The organism is Longimicrobium sp. (assembly GCF_036399255.1).
Taxonomy (GTDB): Bacteria; Gemmatimonadota; Gemmatimonadetes; order Longimicrobiales; family Longimicrobiaceae; genus Longimicrobium.
Map to the genome: position 1 here is coordinate 1 of NZ_DASWNM010000026.1, position 24,094 is coordinate 24,094.

Annotated in this window: 21 protein-coding genes; 15 read left to right on the top strand and 6 right to left on the bottom strand. The window is 71.1% G+C overall.

Annotated features, from left to right (window positions below; genetic code table 11):
- Positions 1 to 145: 145 nt before the first annotated feature.
- The 4 genes from VGC13_RS04005 (at position 146) to VGC13_RS04020 (ending at position 8,201) form a co-directional block, all read left to right on the top strand.
- Positions 146 to 1,795, top strand: a complete 1,650-nt coding sequence (locus tag VGC13_RS04005; protein WP_331123917.1) for an ATP-binding protein — start codon at positions 146 to 148, stop codon at positions 1,793 to 1,795.
- Positions 1,796 to 1,962: 167 nt separating this feature from the next.
- A complete protein-coding gene (locus VGC13_RS04010; protein WP_331123918.1) occupies positions 1,963 to 4,344 on the top strand; it encodes an endonuclease MutS2 in 2,382 nt (793 codons plus the stop codon).
- Between the two features lie 100 nt (positions 4,345 to 4,444).
- Positions 4,445 to 6,346: a DNA primase gene (dnaG, locus tag VGC13_RS04015; protein WP_331123919.1), complete on the top strand. Its 1,902-nt coding sequence runs from the start codon at positions 4,445 to 4,447 to the stop codon at positions 6,344 to 6,346.
- A gap of 757 nt (positions 6,347 to 7,103) precedes the next feature.
- Positions 7,104 to 8,201: an alanine racemase gene (locus VGC13_RS04020; protein ID WP_331123920.1), complete on the top strand. Its 1,098-nt coding sequence runs from the start codon at positions 7,104 to 7,106 to the stop codon at positions 8,199 to 8,201.
- Between the two features lie 9 nt (positions 8,202 to 8,210).
- Here the strand turns inward: VGC13_RS04020 and VGC13_RS04025 are convergent, their stop codons facing one another.
- Both VGC13_RS04025 and VGC13_RS04030 read right to left on the bottom strand, forming a co-directional pair.
- Complete coding sequence (locus VGC13_RS04025) at positions 8,211 to 8,693, bottom strand: hypothetical protein (protein ID WP_331123921.1); 483 nt, start codon at positions 8,691 to 8,693, stop codon at positions 8,211 to 8,213.
- Between the two features lie 99 nt (positions 8,694 to 8,792).
- Positions 8,793 to 9,242 (bottom strand): hypothetical protein, encoded by a 450-nt coding sequence (locus VGC13_RS04030; RefSeq protein ID WP_331123922.1) that lies wholly within the window; start codon positions 9,240 to 9,242, stop codon positions 8,793 to 8,795.
- 200 nt (positions 9,243 to 9,442) lie between these two features.
- On the opposite strand from VGC13_RS04030, the gene VGC13_RS04035 reads away from it, so the two are divergent.
- From VGC13_RS04035 to VGC13_RS04050, 4 genes are all read left to right on the top strand, one after another.
- Positions 9,443 to 9,994, top strand: coding sequence for a thioesterase family protein (locus VGC13_RS04035; protein WP_331123923.1), 552 nt, complete (start codon positions 9,443 to 9,445; stop codon positions 9,992 to 9,994).
- Positions 9,978 to 11,759, top strand: coding sequence for a DUF2339 domain-containing protein (locus tag VGC13_RS04040; RefSeq protein WP_331123924.1), 1,782 nt, complete (start codon positions 9,978 to 9,980; stop codon positions 11,757 to 11,759). The genes VGC13_RS04035 and VGC13_RS04040 overlap by 17 nt, the downstream gene beginning before the upstream one ends.
- Positions 11,756 to 11,968, top strand: a complete 213-nt coding sequence (locus VGC13_RS04045; protein WP_331123925.1) for a hypothetical protein — start codon at positions 11,756 to 11,758, stop codon at positions 11,966 to 11,968. The genes VGC13_RS04040 and VGC13_RS04045 overlap by 4 nt, the downstream gene beginning before the upstream one ends.
- Positions 11,969 to 12,087: 119 nt before the next feature.
- Positions 12,088 to 12,720, top strand: coding sequence for a DUF3800 domain-containing protein (locus tag VGC13_RS04050; RefSeq protein WP_331123926.1), 633 nt, complete (start codon positions 12,088 to 12,090; stop codon positions 12,718 to 12,720).
- 146 nt (positions 12,721 to 12,866) lie between these two features.
- Here VGC13_RS04050 and VGC13_RS04055 read toward each other — a convergent pair whose 3' ends face one another.
- The 4 genes from VGC13_RS04055 to dcd form a co-directional block, all read right to left on the bottom strand.
- Positions 12,867 to 13,403 (bottom strand): DUF1572 family protein, encoded by a 537-nt coding sequence (locus VGC13_RS04055; RefSeq protein WP_331123927.1) that lies wholly within the window; start codon positions 13,401 to 13,403, stop codon positions 12,867 to 12,869.
- 26 nt (positions 13,404 to 13,429) lie between these two features.
- Entirely contained in the window at positions 13,430 to 15,121 is a 1,692-nt protein-coding gene (locus tag VGC13_RS04060; protein ID WP_331123928.1) for a glycerol-3-phosphate dehydrogenase/oxidase, read from the bottom strand.
- Positions 15,122 to 15,141: 20 nt separating this feature from the next.
- Entirely contained in the window at positions 15,142 to 15,759 is a 618-nt protein-coding gene (locus VGC13_RS04065; RefSeq protein ID WP_331123929.1) for a chemotaxis protein CheC, read from the bottom strand.
- A 544-nt stretch (positions 15,760 to 16,303) separates the two neighbouring features.
- Positions 16,304 to 16,861: a dCTP deaminase gene (dcd, locus tag VGC13_RS04070; RefSeq protein WP_331123930.1), complete on the bottom strand. Its 558-nt coding sequence runs from the start codon at positions 16,859 to 16,861 to the stop codon at positions 16,304 to 16,306.
- 259 nt (positions 16,862 to 17,120) lie between these two features.
- Between dcd and VGC13_RS04075 the strand changes: the two genes are divergently transcribed.
- From VGC13_RS04075 to VGC13_RS04105, 7 genes are all read left to right on the top strand, one after another.
- Complete coding sequence (locus VGC13_RS04075; RefSeq protein ID WP_331123931.1) at positions 17,121 to 17,477, top strand: NADH-quinone oxidoreductase subunit A; 357 nt, start codon at positions 17,121 to 17,123, stop codon at positions 17,475 to 17,477.
- 116 nt (positions 17,478 to 17,593) lie between these two features.
- A complete protein-coding gene (locus VGC13_RS04080; protein ID WP_349264181.1) occupies positions 17,594 to 18,223 on the top strand; it encodes an NADH-quinone oxidoreductase subunit NuoB in 630 nt (209 codons plus the stop codon).
- A gap of 91 nt (positions 18,224 to 18,314) precedes the next feature.
- Entirely contained in the window at positions 18,315 to 19,040 is a 726-nt protein-coding gene (locus VGC13_RS04085; RefSeq protein WP_331123933.1) for an NADH-quinone oxidoreductase subunit C, read from the top strand.
- A complete protein-coding gene (gene nuoD / locus VGC13_RS04090) occupies positions 19,040 to 20,329 on the top strand; it encodes an NADH dehydrogenase (quinone) subunit D (RefSeq protein ID WP_331123934.1) in 1,290 nt (429 codons plus the stop codon). Before VGC13_RS04085 ends, nuoD begins: the two co-directional genes overlap by 1 nt.
- Positions 20,326 to 21,015: an NAD(P)H-dependent oxidoreductase subunit E gene (locus tag VGC13_RS04095; protein WP_331123935.1), complete on the top strand. Its 690-nt coding sequence runs from the start codon at positions 20,326 to 20,328 to the stop codon at positions 21,013 to 21,015. The genes nuoD and VGC13_RS04095 overlap by 4 nt, the downstream gene beginning before the upstream one ends.
- Positions 21,016 to 21,118: 103 nt before the next feature.
- Positions 21,119 to 22,417, top strand: coding sequence for an NADH-quinone oxidoreductase subunit NuoF (nuoF, locus tag VGC13_RS04100; protein WP_331123936.1), 1,299 nt, complete (start codon positions 21,119 to 21,121; stop codon positions 22,415 to 22,417).
- 34 nt (positions 22,418 to 22,451) lie between these two features.
- Entirely contained in the window at positions 22,452 to 24,059 is a 1,608-nt protein-coding gene (locus VGC13_RS04105; protein ID WP_331123937.1) for a molybdopterin-dependent oxidoreductase, read from the top strand.
- Positions 24,060 to 24,094 lie beyond the last annotated feature (35 nt).

Genomic DNA, 24,094 nt, shown 5'->3' on the forward strand with positions numbered 1-24,094 from the left:
CTTCACCCCTTCACCCCTTCACCCCTGTCCCCTGTCCCCCCGCCGTACCACCCCGCCATTTCCCTTGCGCACCGCACACCGCCGCATCCAACTTGCCTCACCACCCCCGGTGCCGTTCGCCCGCACCCATGCCGGTCCGGCCGACATGTCCAGCGATCCCGCAGACCTCCTTCGCAACCCCGCGCGCCTGGCGGCGCTCGGCGCCACCTCGCTCGCCGGCACCCCGCCCGAAGAAGCCTTCGACCGCCTCACCCGGCTGGCGGTGCAGGTGGGAGGGGCGCCCATCTCGCTGTTGTCGCTCATCGACGGCGAGCGGCAGTGGATCAAGAGCGCCGCCGGCCTTCCGCCCGGCGCCGCGCCGCGCAGCATTCCCCTGGACGGCTCCATCTGCGGGCAGGTCATCGCGTCCGGCCAGCCGCTGGTGGTGCCCGACCGCGACGCCGGCCCGCCGGTGGGCGCCGACGCGGCCATGCGCGCGTGGGGCGTGCGCGCGTACGCCGGCGTGCCGCTGGTGACCGCCCAGGGCCACGCGCTGGGCGTGCTGTGCGTGGCCGACACGCAGCCGCGCGCGTGGACCCCCCAGGCGCTGGCCGCGCTGGACGACCTGGCCGCGCTGGCGGTCACCGAGATCGAGTGGCGCCGCGCGCAGGGAGAGCGCGACCGCGCCGCCGCGGCCGTACGGACCACCGAGCAATGGTTCCGCGCCCTGGTGGAGCAGTCGCTGGTGGGGATCTACGTCATCCAGGACGGCCTGTTCCGCTACGTGAATCCACGCTTCCTGCAGATCTTCGGGCTTCCCGCGGGGTGGCTGGACCAGCCGCACGGCATCCTCGAGGTGGTGGTCCCCGAAGACCGCGAAACGGTGAGCGAGAACGTGCGCCGCCGCATCGCGGGCGAGGTCGAGACGGTGCAGTACTGCCTGCGCGGCCAGCGGTCGGACGGAGAGGTCCTTCACCTGGAGGTGCACGGAAGCCGCACCGTCCTGGACGGGCGCCCCGCCGTGATCGGCGTGGGGATCGACGTGACCGAGCGCATCCGGGCGGAGCGCGAGCGCGAGCAGGCCATCCTGGCCCGCGACCGCTTCTACGCCATGATGAGCCACGAGCTGCGCACCCCGGTGAGCGCCGTGATGCTGTACAACGACCTCCTCCTGTCCGGCGTCTACGATCCGCTTACCGAGCAGCAGCGCGAGGCGGTGGACCGCTCGCAGAAGTCCGCGCGCCACCTGCTGGACCTGATCAACGACCTGCTGGACCTGTCGCGGCTGGAGGCCGGCCGGCTGGAGACGCGGGTGGAGGACGTGGAGACGGCGGAGCTGGTGGAGAGCGTGGTGGACGGCCTGTCGCCGCTGGCGCTGGAGCACGGGTGCTCACTCAACGTGCGGGTGGCCCAGCGCCCGCTGACCGTGGCCGGCGACGCGCGGCGGGTGCGGCAGATCCTGCTGAACCTGCTCTCCAACGCCGTCAAGTTCGGCGCGGGGCGGCCGGTCGAGGTGCGGCTGGGCCCCGTGCCCGACGGCGTGGTGCTCGAGGTGACCGACCACGGCCCCGGCATCCCCCCCGACGACCTGGACCGCATCTTCGAAGAGTTCGTCCAGCTGGGCGAGCCGGGGGTGGGAACCGGCCTGGGCCTTCCCATCGCGCGGCGGCTGGCGGAACTGCAGGGCGGCACCCTGGACGTCCGCTCGCCCCCCGGCGAGGGAAGCACCTTTCGCCTCTTCCTTCCCACCGGGGTGCCGCCGGCGGCCCAGCCCCCCGCCTTCCCATCTTTCTTTTCTTCGGCTATTCTTCGGTGAGGCGTGCGGCGTAGGGCGGGCGATGTGCACCGCGTCGTCCGTTGCGCACGGGACGAAGACCGCGCGCGCCGAACCGGATCCGGGGGGCAGGGGTAGGGAGCGCGGCGGCGGGAGGTTATCTTTCCCGGTTCCGCACAAGACACCGTGCAGCACCCCTGGTCCATCGGATGAACCCGCACGCCCTGAACGTCCTGGAGTACCGCGAGGCGCTGGACCTCGTGGCGCGCTTTGCCTCGTCGGGGCTGGGCGCCGACGCGGTGCGCGCGCTTTCGCCCAGCGCCGACCTGGGGTTCATTCACCCCGAGCTGGCGCGCGTGGACGAGATGCGCGCCTTTCTGCGCGGCGACAGCGGCTGGTCCGTCCCCGCCATCCCCGACGTGCGCGAGGGGCTGCGCAAGCTGCGGGTGGAGGGCTCGGTGGTGGACGGGCCGCAGCTGCGCGACGTGGGCGTGCTGCTGGCCTCGTCGCGCACCACGCGCCGGGCGGTCATGCAGAGCGCGGGGACCCTGCCGTACCTGTCGCTGATCGCCGGCGGGCTGGTGGAGCGCGAAAAGGACGAGGCCGAGATCGTCCGCACGGTGGACGACGCGGGGCTGGTGCGCGACGAGGCCTCGCCCGCGCTGTACCGGCTGCGGCGCGAGATCAAGGGCGCCCGCAACCGGCTGGTGGAGCGGCTGGCCTCGTTCATGGCCTCGCTGCCGTCGCACCACCAGGTGCCCGACGCGTCGGTGACGGTGCGCGAGGGGCGCTACGTGATCCCCGTGCGCCGCGAGGGGCGCGGCGAGGTGGGCGGCATCGTGCACGACGAGTCGGCGACGGGCGCCACGCTGTTCGTGGAGCCGCCGGCCGCGGTAGAGATGATGAACCGCCTGCGCACGCTGGAGGCCGAGGAGGCGCGCGAGGTCACCCGCATCCTGCGCGAGCTCACCGCCCGCCTTCGCCCGCTGCAGCCGGAGCTGCTGGCGTCGCTGGACGCGCTGGTGGCGCTGGACTCGCTCTTTGCGCGCGCCCGCTACGCCCTGCGCACCGACGGCCGCGCGCCGGCCATGCTCGAGGCCGGGACGGAGGAGTACGTGGTAACCCGCGGCTACCACCCCATCCTGCAGGCCCGGTCGCAGGAGGTGGTGCCGTTCGACCTGGCGATGGACCGGGGAGAGCGCACGCTGTTGATCTCCGGCCCCAACACGGGCGGCAAGACAGTGCTGCTCAAGGCCATCGGCCTGATCTCGCTGCTGGCGCAGAGCGGCATCGTGCCGCCGGTGGGCCCGGGGACCCGGCTCCCCGTCTTCCGCGACGTGTATGCGGACGTGGGCGACGAGCAGAGCATCGAGGCGTCGCTCTCCACCTTCTCGGCCCACCTCAAGAACCTGCGCGAGGTGCTGGACGGGGCCGACTGGCAGGCGCTGGTGCTGACGGACGAGATCGGCAGCGGCACCGACCCGCAGGAGGGGGCCGCGCTTGCCCGGGCGGTGCTGGTGGAGCTGACGCGCCGCTCGTGCTTTACCGTGGCGACCACGCACCTGGGCCAGCTGAAGCTGCTGGCGACGGAAGAGCGGGGGATCATCAACGCGTCGCTGCAGTTCGACGCCGAGCGGCTGCAGCCCACGTACCGGCTGCTGAAGGGGATTCCGGGCCGCTCGTACGGCCTGGCCATCGCGCGGCGCTTGGGGCTGGAGCCGCGGCTGCTGGAGGAGGCCGAGGCCACCCTTCCCGCCGGCGAGCGCGACATCGCCAAGCTGCTTCTGGAGCTGGAGGCCAAGGAGCAGCGCTTCGCCGACCAGACGGACGAGCTGGCCCGGCAGCTGGCGAAGACGCAGGCGCTGCGCGAAACGCTGGAGCGGCGCGAGCGCGAGCTGAAGGAGCGCGAAAAGGACGCGGAGCGGCGGGCGCGGCAGCAGGCGCGCGACCTGCTGCTGCAGTCCCGCGCCGAGGTGGAGGCCGCCATCCGCGACGTGCGCGGCGCGGCGGACGCCGACAAGCTGGAAGAGGCCGCCCGCGCCGCCCGCCGCCGGGTGGAGGAAGCCGCCACCCGCCAGCGCGAAAAGCAGCCCGCGGAGCGCACCGGCCGCCCGGCGAAGGGCAGGGGGGGCGCGCGGCTGGAGCTGGAGCCGGGGCTGCGGGTGCGCATCGAGTCGCTGGGGCGCACGGGGACGGTCGTGGACGTGCGCGACGGCAAGGCGATGGTGGAGGCCGGCGCCATGCGCCTGCTGCTGCCGCGCGAGGACCTTACGCCGCTTTCCCCCGGTGACCAGCAGTCGGACCCGCGGCCGCGCCCCAGCGCGGGGTACGTGAACGCGGGGTCGGACGCGCGGCCGGAGGTGGACCTGCGGGGAATGCGCCCCGACGAGGTGGACGTGTTCCTGGGGCGGGCGCTGGACAGCGCCATCATGGCGGGGCTCCCGTCGTTCCGCATCATCCACGGCAAGGGGACGGGCGCGCTGCGGGCGCACGTGCGCAAGCTGCTGGAAAACGACCGCCGCGTCTCGGTGCAGCGCCCCGGCGAGCTGTTCGAGGGGGGCACGGGGGTGACGGTGGTGGAGTTCGCATGAAGAAGTGCGTGAGTGCGTCAGTGCGTGAGTGCGGAAGTCTGTTCACTCGTGTCCTTTCCACTCCCGCACTCACGCACTTAACGCACTAACGCACTTCCCTTTGCCCATCCCGGACCACCTCGTCGAAGAGATCCGGCAGCGCGCCGACCTCGTGGAGATCCTCTCGGAGCACACGCGCCTCAAGCGCACCGGGAAGACCTGGCGAGGCCCGTGTCCGCTGCACGGGGGCGAGGGGCCCAACTTCTCGGTGGACCCGGCCAAGGGCTTCTACAAGTGCTTCGTCTGCGGCGAGGCGGGCACGGTCTACAACTTCATGATGAAGCACCTCGGGATGACCTTTCCCGAGGCGGTGCGCTGGACGGCGGCGCGCGTGGGCGTGGAGGTGCCCGACGAGCGCGACCAGCAGCGCGACCGCGAAGAAGACCCCAACCGCGTGCTGTACGAGGTCAACGGCTTTGCGGCCAAGTGGTTCCGCGAGCAGCTGGCGGCGCCCGGCGGGCAGCGTGCCCGCGACTACCTCACCAAACGCGGCATTACGCCCGAGAGCATCGAGCGCTTTGGGCTGGGGTGGGCGCCGGAGGAGTGGGACGCGCTGGGAACGGCCGCGCGCAAGGCGGGCTTCCACACGGCCGACCTGCTGGCGCTGGGGCTGGTGAAGGAGGCCAAGAAGACGGGGCGCGAGCCGTACGACGCCTTTCGCGGGCGCGTGATCTTTCCCATCGAGGACCTGGGCGGGCGGGTGCTGGCCTTTGGCGGACGGGTGCTGGAGCAGGTCGAGGAGCACGTTCCCAAGTACCTGAACTCGCCCGAGTCGCCCGTCTACACCAAGGGGCGCACGCTGTACGGGCTGGGGTGGAGCCGCGGCTCCATCCGCAAGGAAGAAGTGGCGCTGGTCGTCGAAGGGTACATGGACTACGTGTCGCTGGCGGCGCACGGCATCACCCACGCGGTGGCGCCGCTGGGCACGGCGATGACGGACGAGCAGGCGTCGCTCATCGCCAACTACACCTCGCGCGCCATCCTGCTGTACGACAGCGACAAGGCGGGGCTCAAGGCCACCTTCCGCAACGGCGACCAGCTGCTGCGCGCGGGGGTCGAGGTGCTGGTCGCCACGCTTCCCGAGGGCGAGGACCCCGACTCGCTGGTGCGCGCCCAGGGCGCCGACGCGCTGCGCCGCTACCTGGACGACGCGCTGGACGTGATGGAGCGCAAGCTCCAGCTGCTGGACCGCAGGGGCGCGTTCACCAGCATCAAGGGAACGCGGCGCGCCATCGACGTGCTGCTGCCCACGGTGCGCGCGGCGCGCAACGAGGTGGTGCGCGGGCTGTACCTGAAGCGGATGAGCGACCGCACCGGCGTGCCGGTGGAGTCGCTGACGGCCGAGGCGGCGTCGGTCACCGAGCAGCCGCGCACCTTCAACGAGGTGCACCAGCAGCGGCGGCGCGAGGACCGCGAGCGTGAGCGTGACCGCCCGCGCTACCAGGCGGACCTCGGTCAGCGCTACGAGCCGCGTCCCAGGCCGGCCATGCGCGTGCGGATGGGCGCCGAGCGCAACCTGCTGATGATGATGTTCAACGCGGAGCGCTGGGTGGAGGAGTGCGCCAAGTTCGTGGGCCCGGACGACTTCCAGGACCCGGACTACCGCCGGCTCTTTCGCGTGCTCATCGAGACGGAGGGGCGGCGCGACCCCGAGGGGCGGTGGCTGCTGGAGTTTCCGGAGGACCTGGCCGGTGACGTGGAGTCCATCCGCCACGACACCGAGCACCACGACTGGACGGGCGCCACGGCGTTCTTCGCCGAGAACATGGACCGCATCCTGGCGCGCCCCATGGAGCGCCAGTTCCGCGAGATCAAGCAGGACGCGCCCAGCGACGACGACTTCGACCTGGACATCCTGGAGCGGATGAAGGACCAGCTGGCCTTCAAGCGCGAGAACAAGCACCTCAAGATGCGCCACGGCATCCTGGACCCCAACGACCCCATCCTCCGCGAGCGCCGCTGATTCTGGTGTAGCGGCCGGGCTTTACGGATGAAGGGCGCGGGGTGGGCGTGTCCCTCCGCTGCGCTCCGGGCCGGGCTGCGCGCGCCGTAGGCAACGATACAACTGTTGCCAACGGCGCCGAGCCCCCGGCGCTCACTGGTCTCCGATGCGTTTCCGACGCGCTCGTGCATGCGCGCCGGGTTCTCGGCCCTGCGGGCGCGCATCCCTCACGCAAACTGCAGGGGCGCTCAGGCCGAAATCCTCCCGGTCGGTTGAAGGACGTCGCGAGAGTCCGCCCTCAGCCCCAGGAGCGAATGAATTCGCCGCTGGGAAAACGCAAAGTCCGCCTGCGCGGACTCGGCGGCCCGGCCGTGTGCGGCGTCCCACGCACCTGCGCGTCCGCAGCCAGACGCGCCACGACACCCCAATTTGTCATTCCGAAGGAGCGCCGCGCGTCGCCTTCCGCAACCGTGATCCTGGCGCGCGACTGAGGAATCTACTGTCGGGCCCTTCCGCGCCCGTCGCAGCGCCCCACACCCGCGGCTACAATCCGCGCAGGCGGATTTTGCGCCTTTCCCGCGGCGAACTCATTCGCTCCCGGCGCGGACTCGCGCAATCCCTCAGCATCAACCACGTTTCACCCGTTCACCCGTTCACCCGTTCACCCGTTCACCCGTTCACCCGTTCACCCGTTCACCCGTTCACCGCCGCCCGTCGCGCAATCCGCCGTCCCACCGTACCTTCCGGAACACACCGCCCCTCCGGAATCCGAAGCAAGATGCCGCAAACGCCCCGCACCCTCGACGACCTCGACACGCCCGTCCCGCTGGTGGACGTGGACCGCATGCACGACAACCTGCGCCGCGCGGCCGAGTACTGCCGCGCGCACGGGCTGGCGTGGCGCCCGCACGCCAAGACGCACAAGAGCCCCGCGCTGGCCGCCGAGCAGGTGCGCGCCGGCGCCGTGGGCGTGACGGTGGCGACGGTGCGCGAGGCGGAGGTGATGGCGCAGGTGGTCGACGACCTGCTGCTGGCCTATCCGCCCTTCGGGCGCGCGAAGCTGGACCGGCTGATGGCGCTGCCACCGCACGTGCGCCTGACGGTGGCGATGGACTCGGCGGAGGCGCTGCGGGGGCTGGCGGAGGCGGCGCGCGCGGCGGGGCGGCGCGTGGGCGTGCTGGTGGAGGTGGACGCGGGGATGGGGCGCGTGGGCGTGCAGTCCGCCGCGGACGCGGTGGCGCTGGCGCGCGCGGCCGCGGACGCGGAGGGGATCGAGTACCGCGGCGTGATGTTCTATCCCGGCCACGTCCGCGACAACGTGGACCGGCAGGACGACGGGATCCGCACGGTGTCGGCGCGGATAGGCGGGGTGCTGCGGGCGCTGGACGAGGCGGGGGTGCCGGCGGGGGTGGTGAGCGGCGGATCCACGCCCACCTTCTGGCGCTCGCACGAGATCGCGGGGATCACCGAGGTGCGGCCGGGCACCAACATTTTCAACGACCGCACCACCGCCGAGATCGGCGCCTGCGGGTGGGACGAGAACGCGTACTCCGTGCTGGCGACCGTGGTCTCCGTGTCGGTGCCGGGGCAGGCGGTGGTGGACGCGGGCTCCAAGGCGCTCGCCAAGGAGGAGATCCGCGCCGACACGGTGGGCTACGGTGCGCTGCTGGACCGGCCGGAGGTGGTGGTGAAGTCCGTCTCCGAGGAGCACGGCCTGCTGGACCTGTCCGGCACCGACTGGCGCCCGCGCGTGGGCGAGCGCGTGCGCATCGTCCCCAACCACGTCTGCGTATCCGTCAACCTGCACGAGCGGCTGTACGGCGTCCGCGGGGATGAGGTGGCGCAGGTGTGGGACGTGGCGGCGCGGGGGCGCTGATCGCGCCGGCTACGGCGGGCCCGGGCTGAACACCGGGACCGTACGCCACCGGTCGCCGCCCCCGCCGCCGAACAGATTGCCCAGCAGCATTCCCACTGCGGCGCCGCCCACGAGGCCCAGCGTGCGAACGTGGTTGCATCCCCCGACGCCGGAACATTCGGTTGACATGAGGGCGTATCCGGCCGCCCCGCCCAGGACCAGGCCCCACAGGCCCGCCTCGTGGCTGCGTTGCTGCGCCACCTCCAGCCGCCGGATGGTAGCCAGCGGTACGTGCACCCCGGCCCGGCCGGACTCGGGCGCCAGCAGCAGCGCGGCAGAGTCGAACGCCACCACCGTGCCGGTGAGCAGGGTGTCCGCCGTGGCGGGAGCCAGGATGCGCACGCGCACACCGGGCTGCACCGTCGTCTGCCCGTTCAGGCACGGTACGGCGAGGAGGAGCGCGGCGCACGCAAGGCCGGCGGCGGCGAGACGGCAAAGGCGAATCGCAGGCATGGCGCTCTCGGGGGAAGGGTGACGTGCGGACGTGAACGGACGCGACCGTTGATTCAGGGCGCGGTGGGGATGGGGGGCACCGGCACCGTCTGCCAGCGCTTACTGCCCGTGCGGCGAGGACGAGCCCAGCAGCACGCCCACCACCAGCCCCACCGCGCCGCCGATGACGGCGCTGCCCACCTGCGCCGCGCCGCAGACGTACTCGCAGTCTCGGGTCCAGAGCAGCGCGGCGCCCAGTCCGGCTCCCGCGCCCACCACGGCTCCGATCACGCCGCCGGCCGTCGTGGACGCCCTGCCGCCCCGGCTCACCTCCAGGCGCTCCATGGTGGCGAAGGGGATGCGCACGAACTCGGCCGCGGGCTTGGGCGCGATCAGCGGCGAGGCGGAATCCAGCGTGACCACCGTGCCCCGGATGAGCGTGTCGCCAACGGTGGGCAAGATGCGGACGCGCGTTCCCGGCTGGACATCTGCCTGCGCGCGCAGGGCGGCGGGCACGAAGGCGGCGAGGAACGCCAGGATCAGCGGCAGACGGCGGAGAAGGTGGTGCATGGGAGGTATCGTTTTGCTGTTCTCGAACGGATCCAGGTAGACCGCTTTCGCGGCGATCCGCAGGCAAAGATAGCATTTCCGCGAGCGGAACGCCCCGGTTTTGGCGCCAGGTGTTCCAGATTTCATGTTGTCCCAACTGCCCCATCCGCGCATCCGGGGCTATATTCCGGACCACCGCCCCCCGTCCACCGCGCCATCGCATGAGCCTGATCTTCCGGCTGATCCTCGTTCTGCTGGGCGCGCGGCGCGGGCCGCGGCTGGGGCCGCTGGACGAGTCCGTGATCCACGCGCGCGTGCTTCCCACGGACCTGGACCTGAACCTTCACCTGAACAACGGCCGCGCCCTGACCCTGATGGACCTGGGGCGGGTGGACCTGATGCTCCGGATGGGCGTGGCGGGCGAGCTGCGGCGGCGCCGGTGGAACCCGGTGATCGCGTCGCTGACGGTGCGGTTCCGGCGCTCGCTGGGGCTGTGGCAGCGGTTCAGCATCCACACGCGGCTGGTGTGCTGGGACGACCGCTGCTTCTACATGGAGCAGCGCTTCGTGCGCGGCGGCGACGAGGTGGCGCGGGCGGTCGTAAAGGCGGCGTTCATCGGCCCCCAGGGGCGCGTGCTGCCACAGCAGCTGGTGGACGCGTCGCCGTGGCCGCTGGTTTCGCCGCCCATGCCGGACGGCGTGCGCATGTGGGTGGAGGCGGAGGAGGCGATCCGGTCCAACGCACCGAACAGGACGTATGAACCGATTGGATGACGACGCGCTGGAGGCCCGGCTGGAACGCCTGGAGCGCCTGGTCGAGGAGCTGGGCCGCCGCGTTCCGCCCCTTCCCGCCGCGGATGCGCCGGTTGCGTCGAAGCCTGCCGCCGCGTCCGCCGCGGTCTCCCGGGTGCCGGCGCGCAGGCGTGCGCGCGACTCGTTCTACGACCGTGCGCGGGAGTGGATGCCGGATGAAGGCGCGAGCCCGCTCTCGTGGGACGGGCAGACGTGGCTCAACCGGCTGGGGATCGTCCTGCTGCTGCTGGGGGTGGCGCTGCTCTTTCGCTACACCATCGACATGGGCTGGCTCACGCCGCAGGTGCGCGTGGGCTTTGGCGCGGCGGTGGGGGCCGTGCTCACCGCGCTGGGGCTGCGGATGGACGAGCGCCGGCGCTTTGGCTCGGTGCTGCTGGGCGGCGGCATCGCCACCTTCTACATCACCGGCTGGGCGGCGTTCAACCTGTACGGGCTCATCGGCTACGCGGCCGCGTTCGCGGGGATGGTGGCCATCACGGCGGCCGCCTTCGGCCTGGCGCTGTGGCGCAGCCAGCCGGCGCTGGCCATCGTGGGCGCCTTTGGCGGACTGGGGACGCCGCTGATCCTGGGGATCTCGTACGCGTCGCCGCGCGGGCTGGCGCTGTACACAGCCGCGGTGCTGGCGTGGACCGTGGTCCCCTACCTGCGCCGCGGCTGGCGCTCGGTGCTGTGGACGTCGATGGCGTTGGGATGGGTGCTGCTGGCCTCGTACGCCAACGCGTTTTCCGCCGCGCTGGCGGGCTCCGGCGCGGCGCGGGGGTGGATGCAGGGCGCGGCGGTGTTCGCGTGGATCGTGCTGGGGGTGCTGCCGCTGGCGCGCCGCGTGGCCGCGATCGATGCCGCCCGCCGCAGTTCCGCGGATGCCAAACCTCATGAGCGGCGCTGGCGCGACGGCGACTCGCTGCACTGGTACGGCGTCTCCATCGTCCCCCCCGCCATGCTGGTGGCGACCACGGCGCTGGTGTGGCGGATGGGCGCGGCGGAGTGGGGCGTGCTGGCTGCGTGCGCGGCGGGCGTGTACGTGCTCGCCGCGTGGGCGCTCCGGCGCGCGGATGCGCGGCTGGCGCGGGTGCTGCTCTTCGCCGCCGCGGTGCTGCTGCCGGTGGGGTGCTTGGGCGCGCTGAAGCGCGAGGCGCTGCTGGTGGCGCTGGCGGCGCAGGCGCTGGCGCTGCACGGGCTGGCCGCCGGCGGCGCGGGCCCGGCCATCCGCTGGCTGGCGCACCGGGGGTTCATGGCCGTGGGCGCCTGGGTGCTGTACCGCCTGGTGCAGAACGGGGACGTGGGCCCGGCGCGCGTCGCCGCGGACCTTGCGGCCATCGCGGCCGGGTTCGCGGCCTCGTACCTGGTGCGCAGCCGCGGCGGGGTGCTGGGCTACCGCGTCTGGGCGCACGTGGCGGTGCTGGGGTGGGTGTGGCGCCAGCTGGCGCAGGTGGAGGGCGGCCAGGGCTACGCGACCATGGTGTGGGGCGCGTACGCGCTGGGGCTGCTGCTGCTGGCCATGCGCCAGGCGTGGCCCACGGCGGAGCGCGTCGCCATCTGGACCCTGCTGGCGACGGTGGCCAAGCTGTTCCTGGTGGACCTGGAGCGCCTGGACCCGCTCTTTCGCGTGCTGCTGTTCCTGGGGTTCGGCGCCGTGTTCCTGTACTTCAGCTACTCGCTTTCCGGCGCGTGGAAGCCGCGCGCCGCGGCCGAGCCGGAGCCCCGCCCCGCGGGGCGCGACGCGTGAAGCAGCCGTACGCCCCGCCCGCCGGCCTGTGCGAGTCGTGCGCCAGCGTCCGCATCGTGGACACGCGCCGCGGCTCGCGCTTCTTCCTTTGCCAGCGCTCCGAAGTCGATCCCCGTTTTCCGAAGTACCCGCGCACCCCGGTGTACCAGTGCATCGGCTACACCCCCGCCGCCGCGCCCGTCATCGCGGAGACGGAGGAGGGGGGATGACCGCTCCCTGACGAACGCGGCCCGATGCTCGCCTTGCTGAAAGTGAACGGAGTGATTATCTATTTGTCAGATCCGGAGGTGACTTCGAGTGCGGCGTCCGTGGGGATGAGGAGGCGGGGGTGGCGGTCTATCTCTTCTTCGATGAATCGGGCAACCTGGACTTTTCCGAGAACGGCTCCCGGCACTTCTGCTTCGGGGCGCTGACGCTGCGCGATCCGGGGCCGCTGACCGCGGCCCTTACGCGCCTGCGCTACCGCTTCCTGGAGCAGGGGCTGGAGCTGCACTGCTTCCATGCCGCCGAAGACCGGCAGTCGGTGCGGGATGGAGTGTTCGAGGCCCTGCGGGCGGTGGGAGGGTTCGACTTCGACGTGCTGGTGGTCGACAAGCGCCTCACCCCCGACGAGCTGCGCGACCCGTTCGAGTTCTACGCCCACCTGGGCTACATCCTGGTCGACAGCGTCCTGACCCGCTTTCGCGAAGACGCGGAGCCTGTCGTCATCATCACCGACAGCCTGCCGCTGCAGCGCGACCGCAAGGCGCTGGCAAAGGCGTTCCGGACGGCGATTCGCGAGTCGCTGCGCGGGCGAACGTTCACCATCCTGCACCACACGTCGGCGGCGCACGCGGGACTGCAGGCGGTGGACTACTGCACCTGGGCGGTGCAGCGAAAGCTGAAGGGAGACAGCAGGCCCTACGAGCTGATCCGGCCCTGGATCCGGGCCGAGTGGGAGGCGTTCAAGCAACGTACATAAAAAAAGCGACCTCCCCAGCTACCCTTTGGTTAGAAGGGAGAGCCCCATGGGCTCTTGTCACCGGGGAGGTACCTTTATGCTTTTCCTGCTGCCCACCAGTATAACCGCACAAACCCCGAATCGCAAGGGCCACCTGTTCGCTTCGTTCACCGCCCCTGTTCGCCGGCCATTTTCGCGTTGAACTGCCGCGAACGGCCGCGCGGAATGCTGAGCGTGCGCCACTCCGCACCGGCGAAGTGCCTGGCCAGCAGCACGATCTGCCCCACGTGGTAGCAGGCGTGCGCCACGCCGCGGTCCACCGCGCGGATCACCGTCTGCGGCTCGCCGCGGATGTGGACCGTGCGGCCCAGGTCGTCCGCCGTCAGCGAGTCCAGCGCGCCCAGGAAGATCGCCCAGCCGCGCTCCCACGCCTCCAGCAGCGCCGCGCGGGTGTCGCCGTGCACCTCGAACTCCGCGTCGCGGTCGCGGTCCGGCTTCTCGCCGTCGGTGGTCAGGAAGTCCGTCCAGCGCGAGCGCAGGTTCCCCGCCATGTGCTTCGCGATCAGCGCGATGCCGTTCTCCCCGTCGCCCAGCGGCGCGAAGAACTGGCCGTCGTCCACCTGCGCCATCGCCTCGTCCGCCAGCTTCTTGTAGGTCGCGGCGGCGGCGCGCATGTCCTGCAGGTACGCGGTCGCAAAGTCCACGGCGAAGCTCCCGTCGAAGAGGCGCGCTACGCGCCGAAGCCGCGGTTCTCGGCGACGGCCGCGCGGTAGGCTTCCACCTGCGCGGCCGCCTCCGCCTCGCTCCAGCCGATGCCGGGCTGGGCGGCCATGCGGCGCGCGGCCTCGTCCGCCACGGCCAGCCCGCCGTCGGCCGCCTCGTAGAACAGGTGCAGGCGGCGGATCATCACGTCTTCCAGCGTCATCGCCATCTCGGCGCGGACGGCGTGCGCCACCTCGGCCCAGACGTACGGGTGCCCCTCCATCATCCGCCCCGCCAGCGCGGCGTCGGCGCGGGCGGCGGCCAGCACCGACGCCGCGTCCTCGCCGTAGGCGCGCGCCAGGTGCTCGCCGGTGTCGGCGCCCAAGCCGGCGGCCACGGCGTCGGAGACGATGCGGTCGCGGAACGGCTCCCACGGCTCGTGCGGGTCACCGGGGAGCGGCAGGTCGGCGGTGGGCGAGATGCCGCTCTCCACGCGGTGCGCGTCCTTGAGCGCGCGGGCGGCCACGTCCACCACCTGCTCGGCCATCACCCGGTACGTGGTCAGCTTGCCGCCGGCGATGTTCAGCAGCCCGCCGTCGTCGCGCCAGATCTCGTGCTCGCGCGAGGTGGCGCTGGCCGCCAGCCCGCCCTCGGGCCCGCGCGGCGACAGCAGCGGCCGGATCCCCGCCCAGGTGCTGACCACGTCATCCGCCGTCAGCCGCGCGTCGGGAAAGATGGAGTTGGCCGACTCCAGCAGGTAGCGCACGTCCTCCGCGTCCGCGCGCACCTCCGCGGGCGAGCCGGAGTAGTCCGTGTCCGTGGTCCCCACGTAGGAGAAGTCGCCCCAGGGCAGCACGAACATCACCCGCCCGTCCACCGGCGACTGGAAGGTGATGGCGTTGCGGTTCCCCAAGCGGTCGCGGCGCACCAGGATGTGCACGCCCTTGGTGGGCCGCAGGCGGGCCTTCACCCGTGGATTGGCCAGCTTGCGCACCGCGTCGCTCCACGGGCCGGTGGCGTTCAGCACCACCCGCGCCCGCACGTCCACCGTCTCCGCGCCTTCGACCAGGCAGTCCCGCACCCGCGCGCCCGCGAGCCCCTTGCCGTCCCTCAGAAAGCCGACCACCTCCGCGTGCGGCACCACCGCCGCGCCCGCCTCGTGCGCGCCGCGGGCGTTGGCCAGCGTCAGGCGCGCGTCGTCCACCGAGGCGTCGTAGTACACCGCCGCGCCCACCAGCCCCTCCGTGCGCAGCCGCGGCTCCTCCGTACGCGCCGCGTCGCGGGCCAGCATGCGGTGCCGCGAGATGTTGCGGAACAGCGAAAGGCCGTCGTACAGCCACATCCCCGCCTGCAGCTTGCGAAAGCCCACCGGGCCCTTGCGAAAGACGGGGAACAGGAAGGGAAGGGGATGGACCAGGTGCGAGGCCAGCGCCAGCAGCCTCCGCCGCTCGGCGCTGGCCTCGAAGACCAGCTTCAGGTTTCCCGTCTCCAGGTAGCGCAGCCCGCCGTGGATCAGGCGCGACGAGCGGCTGCTGGTGCCGCGCGCCAGGTCGCCCGCGTCCACCAGCGCCACCCGCAGCCCGCGCCCCGCCGCGTCGCGCGCCGCCGCCGCGCCCGTGATCCCCCCGCCGATCACCAGCAGGTCCCACGTTTCGCCGCCCAGCGCGCGCAGGTGCGCGTGGCGGGTCGCGGCGCTGAACGGAGCGAGGTCGTCGGCCATGGGCGGGGCGGGCGGCCGCGTCAGACGGCCGCGCCGCCCGGGCGCGCCACGTCGCGAAAGCCCAGGGCGGTGAGCAGCGACGCGAACGACACGTCGCTGTGGCTCAGGACGAAGACGCCCTCGAAGGTGGTGGCCAGGAAGGTGAAGTCCGTCTCGATCACCAGCCCGTGCGCCGTGGGGTCCTCGATCTCGTCGCGGTTGCCCACGAACATCTCCGGCGTGCCGATCATCACCCCCTTGCTCAGAAAGGTGCCCAGCACGCCCACGTACGCCGCGCAGACGATGTTGCCCATCTCCATCAGCGCCGAGCGCTCGAACGCGCCCACCTCCTGGTGCTGCGACGGGTCGCGGCGCAGCATCAGCGCCACCATCCGCAGCGCCGTCTCGGTGGCCAGGACCAGCGACGCGCGCTCGCCCCCCTCCTCGCTGACGCCGGTGATGGGCACGCTGATCAGCACCACGTCGCCCGTGCCGGGGAGCGCCGGGTTCGCCGGGTCCGCCCACTGAATGCGCGGCACGGAGATCATCACCGTGAGCCCCGTGAGGGCCGACAGGTTGGTCGCCGCGTGGCCGGCGCCGATGTTCACCACCTCGCGGATGGCGTCCATCTGCTCGGGGGTGACGGGGCTCTGCGTCATGGCTCTGCGTATGTCTCGGGCAGCCTCGGCTGCGTCTCTGCTTCGTCTGTGTCTGCGTCCGGCTCTGGAAACGCAAGGGACTGAACTGCATGGGTTGGGCGTGTCCCTCCGCTGCGCTCCGGGCCGGGCTCGGCGCACTAGGGCACGATACAACTGTGCCCAAGTGCGCCGAGCCCCCGGCGCTCACCGGCCTCGACGCGTTCCCTCTGCGCTCGTGCATGCGCGCCGGGTTCTCGGCCCTGCGGGCGCGCATCCCTCACGCGAGTTCGAAGCCGCGGCGGACGGTCTGCGTCGCGTCCGCCGCGTGAGCGAATGAATTCGCCGCTACGACTGCACAAAGTCCGCCTGCGCGGACTCGGCGTCTCGTGCACCTGCGCGTCCGCATCGGCCGCGCCGCGAGCCTTCCGATATCATCAACCTCCCCCGGCAGTTTCGGGGGAGGTGGGCGCGTGGTGCGCGCCCGGAGGGGGCGCCCGCCCTTCGCGCCGACCTCAGCCGGTCAACCCCACTCCCGCACTCCCGCACTTCTTTTCGTACCAGCAGGCTACAACCGGGGCGTCGTGACCCCGGTCTGGCCCTGGTACTTGCCCTTGCGGTCGGCGTAGCTCACCTCGGGGCCCTCGGGGTCGCCCTCGAAGAACAGCACCTGCGCGATCCCCTCGTTGGCGTAGATCTTTGCCGGGAGGGGCGTGGTGTTGCTGATCTCCAGCGTCACGAAGCCCTCCCACTCGGGCTCGAAGGGGGTGACGTTGGTGATGATGCCGCAGCGCGCGTAGGTGCTCTTGCCCACGCACAGCGTGATCACGTTGCGCGGGATGCGGAAGTACTCCACCGAGCGCGCCAGGGCAAAGCTGTTGGGCGGGACGATGCAGACGTCGCCCTCGAAGGGGACGAAGCTCTTGTCGCTGAACGCCTTGGGGTCGACGATGGCGTTGTTGACGTTGGTGAAGATCTTGAACTCGTTGGCCACGCGCATGTCGTAGCCGTAGCTGCTCACGCCGTAGCTGATGGTGCCCGCGCGCACCTGCGCGTCCTCGAACGGCTCGATCATGCCGTGCTCGCGGGCCATGCGGCGAATCCAGCGGTCGGAGCGTATGCTCATGGCGGCGGAACGGAGCTTGAAGGGGCGCGGAGGGCCTGGCGCGCGCGGCCCTGAACGCACCCGGTAAACGGGTGTACAGGGCCGTGCCGACCGCCTGGACAGGAGCGCCAAGCTACCCCCGCGCGCGGGGGGCGGCAAGGGGCCGCGAACGCGGCCCCGCGTCTGCTTGACCGGGGTTTGCCGGGGCAGTATCTTGGCCCGGCTCCGAGCAAGTGAACGTTTTCACAAACTCATCGTTCAGGCCAGGCCCAGGACGCGCATGCTCCGCCCTTACATCCCGGTACTGATCCTCCTGGTGCTGTCGGTGGCCCAGGCCATCGGCATGGTGGTGCTCAGCCAGGTGCTCAGCCCCGGACGCGCCACCAAGAGCAAGAGCAGCCCGTACGAGTCGGGAATGACGCCGCTGGGGAACACCCGCGAGCGTTTTTCCGTCAAGTTCTACGTGGTGGCCATCCTGTTCATCGTCTTCGACGTCGAGACGGTGTTCCTGCTGCCGTGGGCCGTGCAGGCGCGGGCGCTGGGGTGGGGCGGGTTCGCCGTGGTGGGGATCTTCGTGTTCATCCTCACCGTGGGCCTGATCTACGAGTGGAAGAAAGGAGCCCTCGAATGGGACTGAACGACCGCCCTTCGAGCAACGACATGACCGAGGGCCAGCCGCGCAACGCGGAGGGCCTCGCCGTTCACCAGGGGCTGCCGGGGACGCCGCAGCCGGCGACCCTGCAGCAGGGCAACATCTTCGACGGCCAGCCCGGCTTCCTTACGACGAAGCTGGACGCCGTCGTGAACTGGGCGCGCACCAACTCGCTGTGGCCCATGCCGTTCGGCACGGCGTGCTGCGCCATCGAGATGATGGCCACGGCGGCCACGCGGTACGACCTGGCGCGCTTCGGCATGGAGCGCATGAGCTTCAGCCCGCGGCAGGCCGACCTGCTGATCTGCGCGGGGCGGGTGAGCTACAAGATGGCGCCCGTGCTCAAGAAGATCTGGGAGCAGATGCCCAGCCCCAAGTGGTGCATCAGCATGGGGGCGTGCGCCAGCAGCGGCGGCGTGTTCGACGTGTACAGCATGGTGCAGGGCATCGACACCATCATCCCCGTCGACGTGTACGTGCCCGGCTGTCCGCCGCGCCCCGAGGGGCTGATGTACGGCATCCTGATGATCCAGGAAAAGATCCGCGGGTCCGCCGCCACCAGCGAGGACGAGTGGAACTCGGTGGACCAGCTTCCCGAGACGGGAAGCTACCTGCCGCGCGAGGTGGTGGACCGCATCACCCTGCCGTTCGGCAACAGCACCAACCAGAACCGCGCGAGCGGGCTGGTGAGCACGGGGGCGGTGGTCCGGGTCTCGGACCGCAGTCCGTGAAGAAGAAGTACCGAGTGCCTAGTGCCAAGTGCCGGAATCCTCTGGCACTCGGAACTGGGCACTTGGAACTCGGCACTTCTGTGCACCCGACATGAGCAACGACGGTTTCAAGAAGGGACTCGACTCCCTCGATCAGGGCCCCGCGCCCAGCGACGCGCCTGACACGGGCGCGCCGCCGCAGGCGGGCGACCTGCCGCCGCACCCCAGCGTGGACGCGCTGCGGGCGGAGTTCGGCGTGGGCGTGCTTCGGCACGAGCTGGTGGCGGGCGACGAGCACATCGTCTACATCCCGCCCGAGCGCAACGCCGAGATCCTGGGGTGGCTGCGCGACCAGCAGGGGTACGACTTCCTCCAGGACCTCACCGCGGTCGACTACGGCGGCGGGCGGATGCTGCAGGTGGTCTACCAGCTGTGGTCCATCGAGCGCAAGCTGAACCTGCGGGTGAAGTGCGAGCTCGCGCTGGACGCGCTGGAGATCGACACCGTCTTCTTTCTCTGGCGCGCCGCCGACTGGCTGGAGCGCGAGGTCTACGACATGTTCGGCGTGGTCTTCCGGGGTCACCCGGACCTGCGCCGCATTCTGATGCCGTACAACTACGCCGAAGGGCACCCGCTGCGGAAGGACTTTCCGCTCCGCGGCCGCTTCAGCCGCGCCGAGCAGACGCGCCGCGCGCTGAGCATGAAGACCGAGGACCACTACTCGCCGCAGGAGCTGGAGATGGCCCACGCGCTGGGCCAGTCCATCCCCGACCCGTTCAACCAGGCCGAGGCGGTGGAGCAGGGCGGGCAGTTCGGCGGCATGGGAGGAGGGGGCTGATGGCACTGCGCACCGTCGTCTACAACGTCACCCGCAACCCCGAGCTCAGCTCCGGGGGTGCCCTGGTGCACGCGCCCATCATCCCCGTGCAGGGCGAAGCCCGCGAGGTGCACGAGGACATCGCGGGCGAGCACATGCTCATCAACATCGGCCCGCAGCACCCGGCCACGCACGGGGTGCTGCGCCTGGTGCTGGAGCTGGACGGCGAGACCGTCGTCCGCTGCATCCCGCACATCGGCTACCTGCATTCGAGCTTCGAAAAGCTGGGCGAGTACCGGGACTGGAACCAGATCGTCCCGCTCACCGACCGCATGGACTACCTGGCGCCGCTCATCTACAACTGCGCCTACGCGATGGCCGTCGAAAAGATGATGGGCATCGAGGTGACGGAGCGGTGCAAGGTGGTGCGGGTGATGTGCATGGAGCTGGACCGCATCTTCAGCCACCTGCTGTGGCTGGGCACCACGGGCATCGACCTGGGCGCGTTCACGGTTTTCCTGTACACGTTCCAGCAGCGCGAAAAGATCTACGACCTGCACGAGAAGCTCACCGGCGCCCGCATCACCACCTCGTCCACGCGGATCGGGGGGATGATGGCGGACCTGCCGGCGGGGTGGGTCGAGGACCTGAGCCAGTTCCTGGACGGCTTCATCCCCGTGCTGGACGAGGTCGACACGCTGCTCACCAACAACGCCATCTGGATCGGGCGCACGCAGGACGTGGGCGGCATCAGCGGGGCCGACGCCATCAACTGGGGGCTCAGCGGCCCCAACCTGCGCGCCTCGGGCGTACCGTACGACATCCGCAAGGACCGTCCGTACTACGACTACGAGACGTACGACTTCGACGTGCCGGTGGGCCAGCACGGCGACATCTACGACCGCTACCTGTGCCGCATGGAGGAGATGCGCCAGAGCGTGCGCATTCTTCGCCAGGCCATCGACCGGCTTCCCGGCGGGCCCATCAACGTCGACGACCCGCGCGTCATCCTGCCGCCCAAGACGGCCGCGATGAACGACATGGAGTCGATGATCCACCACTTCAAGCTGGTGATGGAGGGCGTGCGCGCGCCGGTGGGCGAAAGCTGGTTCAGCGTCGAATCGTCCAAGGGCGAGCTGGGGATGTACGTCGTCAGCGACGGCGGATCCAAGCCGGTGCGCTGGCGGGTGCGCGGGCCCAGCTTCATCAACATCGCCGCGCTGCCGCACATGATCGAGGGGGCGCTGCTTTCCGACGTGATCGCGGTGAACGCGTCGCTCGACATCGTGCTGGGAGAGATCGACCGATGAGCGCCACCCCCATTCGCGCGGGCAGCGAGTACGACCCGTCGTCGTGGCCGGCGGCGCAGAAGAACCCCGGCTTTGCCGGCGACACGGGCGAGTTTCCGCAGCTGACGGACGACGAGGTGCGCGGCCTGAGCTACGTGGGCCAGCGCCCGGCCGACGGCGGCCACGCCTCCGTAGCCGGCACCCTGCCGTACCAGGTGTCGACCAGCAACCCGGAAGCCCCGCTCTTCGTGGGGCCGTACGAGGAGCGGCTGGAGAAGGTGCTGAGCCGCTACCCCGACCGGCAGGCGGCGCTCCTTCCCGCGCTGCACCTTGCCCACGAGCTGCGCGGATACCTCAGCCCGCAGACCATGGACGAGGTCGCGGAGAAGCTGCAGCTGCCGCCCGCCTACGTGCGCGGCGTGGCCAGCTTCTACACCATGTACAACCTGGCCCCGGTGGGGAAGTACCTGATCCAGGTGTGCACCAACATCTCGTGCAACCTGTGCGGGGGCGACGCGGTGCTGGAGTCGTTCCTCAAGCACACGGGCACGGAGCCGGGCGAGATGAGCGCCAACGGCCTGTGGACGGTGATGGAGGTGGAGTGCCTGGGCGCGTGCGGCTTTCCCACGGCGGTCCAGATCAACGAGCGCTACTACGAGAACGTGCGGCCCGACGACGTGCCGGCGATTCTGGAGAGGCTTACGTGAGGGCCGGCTTCGGAGCGACAGTGCCTAGTGCCAAGTACCTAGTGCCCAGTAACGGCGCGGGGAACGGGTACTCGGCACTAGGTACTAGGTACTAGGTACTTCCATGGCTTATCCGTATCGTCACGACAGCGAAGTCCGCCTGCTTTCCGAGCACTTCGGCAACCCGCGCGCGCGGACGCTGGAGGGCTGGCTGCAGCTGGGCGGCTACCAGGCGCTCAAGAAGGCGCTGGGGATGGACCGCGCGGAGGTCGTCAACGTCGTAAAGGCCTCCGGGCTGCGCGGCCGCGGCGGCGCGGGGTTCCCCACGGGGATGAAGTGGAGCTTCATGCCCAAGAAGGAGCCGGGCAAGCCGCACTTCCTGGTCTGCAACGCCGACGAGAGCGAGCCGGGGACCTTCAAGGACCGCGAGCTCATGCGGTGGACGCCGCACGCGCTCATCGAAGGGTGCCTGATCGGCGCGTACGCCATCAACGCCGAGCACGCCTACATCTACATCCGCGGCGAGTTCTTCGAGGCGGCGCAGATCATGGCGCGGGCGATCGAAGAGGCGTACGCGGCCGGCTACATCGGCAGGAACATCTTCGGCAGCGGCATCGACCTCGACATCACGCTGCACATCGGCGCGGGCGCGTACATCTGCGGCGAAGAGACGGGGCTGCTGAACTCGCTGGAGGGGCGCCGGGGCGAGCCGCGGGTAAAGCCGCCGTATCCGGCCATCGCGGGCGCGTTCCGCTACCCCACGGCGGTGAACAACGTGGAGTCGCTGATCGCCGCCGCGCAGGTGGTGCAGAACGGGGCCGACTGGTACAAGCAGTGGGGCACGGAAAAGTCCGTGGGCACCAAGCTGTTCTGCGTCAGCGGCCACGTGAAGCGCCCCGGCAACTACGAGGTGCCGCTGGGCTTCAACTTCAAGGAGTTCATCTACGACGTCTGTGGAGGAACCCCGTCGGGGAAGGCCATCAAGGCGGTGATCCCCGGCGGCTCGTCGGTGCCCATTTTGACGGCGGACGAGCTGGACATCGGGATGGACTACGAATCGATGGCGGCGGCGGGGACCATGCTGGGCTGTGGCAGCGTGATCGTGATGGACGAGGGGACCAACGTCGTCAAGCAGGTGCGGCGGATGGTGGACTTCTACGCCCACGAGAGCTGCGGGCAGTGCACGCCCTGCCGCGAAGGGACGGCGTGGAGCAGCAAGATCCTCCGGCGCATCGAGCTGGGCCGCGGCACGCCGGACGACCTGGACACGCTGCTGGACATCAGCGACAAGATGACGGGCAAGACCATCTGCGTGCTGAGCGACGCGGCGGCGGCGCCCATCGTCAGCAGCATCCAGAAATTCCGCGGCGACTACCTGGCGCTCATGGAGGCCGGGGACTTTGCCCTGGCCGGCGCGCGCTGAGCCGCGCACCGGAACGCATCCCAGAAAGACGGCCATGGCCGACCAAACGACCGCGGTAGAGAACGTCACCGTCACCATCGACGGGATGACGCTGAGCGTGCCCGCCGGAACGCGCCTGCTGGACGCCTGCGCGCAGGCCGGCGTGGACATTCCGCACTACTGCTACCATCCCGGGCTTTCGGCCCCCGCCCAGTGCCGCATGTGCCTGGTCGAGGTGGAGAAGAGCCCCAAGCTGGTGCCGGCCTGCGTGGGCACGGTGGCCAAGGACATGGTGGTGCACACCGAGAGCGAGGCCGCGCTCAAGGCCCGCGAAGGCGTGCTGGAGTTCTACCTGGTGAACCACCCGCTCGACTGCCCGGTCTGCGACCAGAGCGGCGAGTGCAAGCTGCAGGACTACGTGGCCGCCGAGGGGCCGGCCATGGGCCGCACCAAGGAGCCCAAGCGCGTCCTGGGCCGCGACGACTTTGGCGGCGACGTGCTGTTCTACGCGGACCGCTGCGTGATGTGCACCCGGTGCGTGCGCTTCATGCGCGAGGTGGCGCAGGACGAGCGTCTGACCGTCGTCCAGCGCGGCCACCGCGCGGTGATCGACACCTTTTTCGACGAGGGGCTCACGGGGAACCTGTGGGCCGACAACATCGTCGACATCTGCCCGGTGGGCGCGCTGGTCAGCAAGGACTTCCTGCACAAGGCGCGCGCCTGGGACCTGGACCGCACCCCCTCCATCTGCCCCAACTGCACCCAGGGGTGCAACGTGCGGCTGGAGACGCGCGACAACCAGGTGATGCGCATCAAGCCGCGCCCCAACCCCGAGGTGAACGCGCACTGGATGTGCGACTTCGGGCGGCTGAACTACAACTGGATCAACCGCACCGACCGTGTGGAGGCGCCGCTGGTGCGCGACGGCGGCCGGCACGTCCCCATGTCGTGGTCCGACGCGCTGCTGCGCCTGGCCGACGCGCTCAAGGGGCACGCGGGCGGCGCGGCGGCGGTGGTCAGCCCCTTCGCGGCCAACGAGGACATCGGCGCGCTGCGGCGGGTGATGGAGGCGGTGGGCGGCGGCGGCGGCGTGTTCCGCTGCGAGCAGGGCGAGGAAGTGACCCTGCCCGGCCATCCCACGCTGGCGCTGCGCACGGACCGCGCGGCCAACGTGGCGGGCGCCGAGCTGTTCGGCTTTGGCCGCACGGGCGGGGCGGACGGCAAGGGCGGGCTCGAGGCGGCCGCGGCGCACACGGGCGTGCTGTTTGTGCTGGGCGACGAGCTGGCGGACGCGCCGGCGGGCTTCGGCGCGAACGCGTCGCTGTTCGTCTACGTGGGGCAGCACCTGAGCCCCGCGGCGCGCAACGCCCACTTCGTGCTCCCGTCGACGACGTTCGCCGAGATGGAGGGCACCTTTACCAACGTGCAGCGCCGGGTGCAGCGCTTCTGGCCGGCGCTGCGCGCGCCGGGGATGTCGCGCCCCGCGTGGCAGATCCTGGGCGTGCTGCTGGCCGGCATCGGCGACGCGGGCGCGCCGGGCACGGCGGCGGACGCGTTCGCGGGCCTTGCCGCGGTGCGGCCGGAGTTCGGAATGCTTGCCTGGGGCGACCTGGGCGCGCAGGGCGTGGCGCTCCCCGAAGCGGTGGGGCAGGCGGGGGACTGAAGAAGGGAAGTGCGAGAGTGCGAACGTGCGGGAGT